Raw genomic sequence first — 5770 nt, forward strand, 5'->3', positions numbered from 1 at the left:
GCGGGATGCGAAGCTGCAGCTGTCCGGTCCGGCGGCGGACGCGGTGGCGGTTGCGACGCCGAAGGCGCTGCTGCACCAGCCGTTGGATGGTTCGACGGCGAAGACGGTGAGGTTCGGCGGGCAGGGTGTGCCGGCGGCGCCGGTGCAGCTGGCCGGGTGTGTGCATGCGGCGTGGTCGGGGGCGAACAAGTATGTCCGTGAGTGCGTCAATGATGCCGATGACAAGACGGTGGATGTGCCCAAGGCCAGTGCGTCGCCGTCGTATGCGTTCCGGGTGAACCGGGACNCGTGAACTCCGGCAATGTGTGGCTGGTGAACCAGAACATGCAGCTGGTCAACAACTGGGACGACGTCGTCCCGCCCAAGCAGACCTCCGACGACGCGGACAAAGACTCCGCCGACGAGGTCCAGCAGACCGTCCTGCCGGACCGCACCAAGCCCAACAGCGCCCCCGTGGCCAATCCGGACAGCTTCGGCGTGCGCGCCGGCAAGACCACCATCCTTCCCGTGCTGGACAACGACACCGACCCCGACGGCGACATCCTCACCGTCAGGGCCCCCGATCCGGTCAAATCCGGGCTCCTGGCGCCGATCTACGGCTCTACCGGCTTCCAGGTCAGCGTCCCGGCAGACCAGACCGGCGCGGAGACCTTCAAATATTCGGCCGACGACGGACGCGGGCTCTCCGCCTCCGCCGACGTCACGCTCACCGTCATCCCCGCGGGGGAGAACTCCGCGCCGCGGCAGAAACCCAACCGGAACACCTCCCTCGTGGTGCAGTCCGGCAAGCTTGTCACCCAGAACATTCTCCCCGACTGGATCGACCCCGACGGCGACGACCTCTACGTCGTCAGCGCCACCAGCAGCGACCCCCGGGACCAGGTCAAGGCCCGTCCCGACGGCCTGCTCAGCTTCCAGGAAGCCGGCGCCGAGCCCGGCCGCAAGATCGTCACCGTCACGGTCTCCGACGGCCAGTCCAGCACCGAAGGCAAGATCACCGTCGACGTCCGGGCACCCGGCGCCCTGCCGCCGATCGCCAACGCGGACTACCTCGTCGCCGTCGCCGGGGTGGACACCGTCATCGCCCCGCTCAAGAACGACTCGGATCCCCAGGGCGGAGCGCTGCGCCTCGCCCAGGTCACCCCCGACGGCAACTCCACCGCCACGATCGGCGCGGACCAGCAGACCTTCACGTTCAACTCCACCGCCCAGGGCGCCCACTACGTCACCTACCTCGTGACCAACGGCCCGGCCAGCGCCCAGCAGCTGGTCCGGGTCGACGTCGTGCCCGGCAACGGCGATGGCGCCCCGGTGGCCGTGCGGGACACTGCCCTACTCCCCAGCGGCGGTAGCGTCCTGGTGGATGTCCTGGGCAACGACTCCGACCCCTCCGGCGGCGTGCTGGTGGTCCAGTCCGTCACGGCCGAAGACGGGCAGCCCGTCAGCGTCTCCGTCCTGGACCACTCGGTGGTCCGGATCACCGACATCCGCGCGCAGGGCCAGCTCAACGTCACCTACACCATCTCCACCGGCAAGTCCTCGGCCAGCGGCGAGATCGCCGTCCTCGTGGTCCCGGCCCCCGCCAAACTCCAGGCCCCGCAGGCCAAACCGGACGAAGCGACCGTGCGGGCCGGCGACGTCGTCACCATCCCGGTCCTCGAGAACGACACCGACCCCAACGGCGGGAAGCTGGCCCTCGAACCGGTCCTCGCGCAGCAGCCCGACTCCGCCGACGGCCGCATCTTCCCCTCCGGCAACACCCTGCGCTTCATCGCCGGTGAAGCGCCCAAAACCGTGTACGCGATTTATAAGGTCACCAACGACTCCGGACAGTCGGACTCCCAGCAGCTCACCATCCGCATCCAGGCCCGCGACGACGAGCGGAACACCCGACCTGAGCCGAAAAACCTGACCGCTCGCGTCGTGGCCGGCATGGTGGTCCGCATCCCCGTGCCGCTGGACGGCATCGACTCCGACGGCGACTCCGTCCAGCTGATCGGCATCGACAGGGCCCCAGCCATGGGAACGGCCGTGGTCAAGGACGGTTACCTCGAATTCACCGCCACCGGCAACGCCTCCGGCACCGACACCTTCAACTACCGCGTCCGGGACCGGATCGGCGCCGAAAACACCGGAACCGTGATTGTCGGCATCGCCCCGCCGGAAGCCAACAACCAGAAACCCATCGCGATCGACGATGCCGTGGACGTCCGCCCCGGCCGGAAGATCGCCGTCGACGCCCTTAGCAACGACTCCGACCCCGACGGGGACCCGATCAGCCTGGTCTCCAACGCCTTCGAAGCCCGCCCCGAACTCCAGGTGGAAGCAGCGGACGGCGGCAAGGTGCTCCTCGCGGCCCCCGGCACCGCCGGCAACGAGAGCGTCAGCTACAAGATCCAGGACGACAAAAAGGCCCAGGGCAGCGCCGTGATCCGCGTCCGGATCAGCCCCGACGCAGCCCTCAAGCTCCCGGTTGCCAAGGACGACGTCGTCACGCCCGCGGAGACGCTCGGGAAGTCCGCCGTCGACGTCCCGGTCCTCAAGAACGACTCGGACCCCGACGGCGTCGCCTCCGAACTCAAGGTCTCCCTGCCCGACGGCAACCCGAATGCGCGCGTCGGAGGCGACGGCAACGTCGTCGTGGCACTGGTCCCGAAGGACCAGCTGGTCCCGTACACCGTCACCGACGTCGACGGTCAAAGCGCGACGGCGGTCATCTGGGTTCCCGGGCAGGGCGAGCAACACCCCAGCCTGGCGCGCACCGACGTCGTGGAAGTGATGGCCGGCCAGGAAATCACCCTCGACCTGAACGAATACGTCCGGGTTCGGGACGGGCGCACCCCGCGCATTACGCAGGTGGACAAGGTCCGGGTGCAGGGGGCCGCGACCGAGAACGTCGTGGCCGGGAACGGCTCGGCGCTGCGCTACGCCGCGCTCGAGGACTACGTCGGCCCCGGCTCCGTGACCTTCGAAGTCACCGACGGCACCGGCCCCGACGATCCGCAGGGCCTCACCTCGACCCTGAGCATCATCACCAAGGTCCTTCCGGACCCGAACGCCAACCACCAGCCCACCTTCAGCGGCACCGATCTCGAGGTGCCGAAGGCCGAATCCGTCAGCCTGGAGCTCGGCAACCTCGCCAAGGACGTGGACTCCGGGGACCAAGAGAAGCTCAAGTTCGAGCTCGACGGCACCCTGCCGGACGGGTTCAAGGCAACGATCGAGGGCCAGACCCTCAAGGTCACCGCGGAAGCCACCCTCGCCGCGGGACGGACGGGGACCATCCCGCTGAAGGTCACCGACGGCCGCTCCGAACCGGTCACGGCCACGGTGGCCGCCACCGTCGTCGCCTCCAACCGGCCCCTCCCGACGGCCAACGAGGACGCTATCGAGGGGGCCAATGCGGGCAGGACCGAGACCATCAACGTCCTGGCCAACGACTTCAACCCCTTCGGCGAGACCCCGCTGAAGATTATCTCGGCGACGGTTGAAACCGGCTCCGCCGCCGGCGCCCCGGCCGTGAACGGGGACTCAATCACGGTCACTCCCGCCGAGGGCTCCAAGGGCGTTATGGTGATCCGCTACACCGTGCTGGACAAGACCGAGGACCCCACGCGTCAGGCGAGCGGCCGGGTGCGCATCACGGTCCGGGACAAACCGGATGCCCCCTCGGCGCCGTCCGCGACGGACGTCCGCAGCCGCACCGCCGTGCTCAAGTGGGCACCGCCCTCGGACAACGGCGCTGCCATCAGCAAGTACACCGTCAGCTCCAGCGGCTTCAGCCAGGACTGTGCCACCACCACGTGCACGCTCAGCGGCCTGACCAACGACGTCAAGTACGTCTTCACCGTCACCGCCACCAATGAGGTGGGGGAGTCAGTGCCCTCGGCGGCGTCCAACGAAATCCGGCCCGATGAGAAGCCGTCCCCGCCGGAGGCCCCGACGGTTAAGGCCGGCGACAAGAACATGGTGATTAACTGGGCCCCGGCCAAGACCGAGGGCTCGGCCGTCAAGAGCTACAACCTGGAGATCTCCCCGCCGCCGGCCACCGGGATTGGCGTGAAGAACGGCATCACAGGCCTGAACTACACCTGGCCGGGACTGACCAACGGCGTGCGGTACAAGGTGCGTGCCCAGGCAGTCAATGAGCTTGGCCCGTCCGAGTGGGGGATCTACTCCGCCGAGGACAACCCGGCCGGTGTCCCGGCGGCCCCGGCGGCACCGACGACGGCGGTGGCCTCCGCCGTGGGCACCTCCAACCAGCTCAAGGTGAACTGGGCCGAACCGAACACCAACGGCGACGCGATCAAAAACTACTACGTCACCATGAGCGGCGGCGGCGGGGCCGCCCAGACCCAAATGGTGGCCGGGACGGTCCGGACCGCGAACTTCACCGCGAACAACTCCGAGGCGTCCTACACGTTCACCGTCCAGGCCGAGAACAAGGCCGGCAAGGGCGCCGTCAGCGCCTCATCCGCGCCGCGCCGCGCCACCGGCAAACTCTCGACGGTCTCCGGCGTGAGCGCCACCGCGGCCAACACCGGCGGTGCGGGTAGGGCCGTGACGATCAACTTCCGGGAACTCACGAACGCGGAGCGCAACGGATCGGCGCCCAATGAGGTCAGCTACACGTACAGGGCCAGCACCGGCCAGTCCGGCCCCATCCGGCCCGGGCAGACCGTGGCCGGGTTCACGAACGGGGCGGCCACGACCATCACCGTGACCGCGAACTCCACAGTGGCGCCAAGCTCGGACGCCAGTGCCGGGGCCCCCGTCAGGCCGTACGGCGCGCCCGGGACCCCCTCGGCGTCCGGCCAGAACGGCGGACAGAACCAGAAGTCACTCAGTTTCAGCTGGAGCTCGCCGTCGACCTCGACCAACGACGTCGCCTTCACGCAGATCAACATCGACGGACGGGGTTGGGAAAACGTCGCCGCATCAGGAAGCCGGACGGTGAACACCGGCGGCTTCGACGAACGGCACCAAATCCAGGTCCAGACCGTCAACTCCATCGGAACCGGCGGGGCCGTTGCCACGGCCACGGCGCAGTCCGGACCAGCCAAAACGACCTGGGACGCCGCGGTCAACGGCTACCGCACGTGCACGGACGCGCCTGCCTCCGGACAGACCTCGTGGCGGTCGCCGATTGGTGCGGAACACACCTGCGATGGCGTGATCCGGGACTATCCGTGGGCCTACGGCTCCGACGGGTCCTTCACCGTCAACTGCTTCATGTGGCGCACCGTGCCGGATGCCCGCGGCACCTACAAGTGGTACCGCATCAACTCGCATTCCGACGGCCGCTTTGTGGGCCGGACCATCCAGGTCGGCAACACCACTGTGGGTGAGCCCGAGGGGCATGGGATCCCGCAATGCGGCTGACTGGTGGAGGGCGAAGCAGGACTTCCCTGAGCGCGGCAGGGAAGTCCTCCCCATCGCACGCTCCCGGCATGTTCGGTAGGCTGTCGCGGGAAGTGAGGGCCTGGTCTCGGGCCCGTCAGGGGAATCACTACGCCATCTTGAAGGAAATCTGAAGCTGTGACACGTTTTTTCGCCACGCTGGGGTCCAGGAAGCCGGGCTTCGATCATCCGGGGTCACACAAACGGCGCAACAAGTTTATCGCCGTCACCGCCTCCGTCTCCGCTGCCGCGGTGCTGGTCACCGCGGCCATCATCTATCCGGGGTTTAAGACCACTGAGGTGGAGTTGAACGATGGTGGGGTGTGGGTGGTGTCGAAGTCGAAGAATGCGGTGGGGCGGTTGAATTATC

At 68.2% G+C, this 5770-nt stretch carries 1 protein-coding gene and 1 pseudogene; both read left to right on the forward strand.

What is annotated here, in order from left to right; translation table 11 throughout:
• A pseudogene (locus tag ACZYZ5_RS21405) lies at nucleotides 1-5382 on the forward strand (Ig-like domain-containing protein); the annotation flags it as partial.
• A 177-nt stretch (nucleotides 5383-5559) separates the two neighbouring features.
• Nucleotides 5560-5770 (forward strand): hypothetical protein (locus ACZYZ5_RS21410; protein ID WP_463904382.1); only part of this gene is annotated, 211 nt, incomplete at its 3' end.

This window comes from Pseudarthrobacter ribosi (assembly GCF_055412865.1).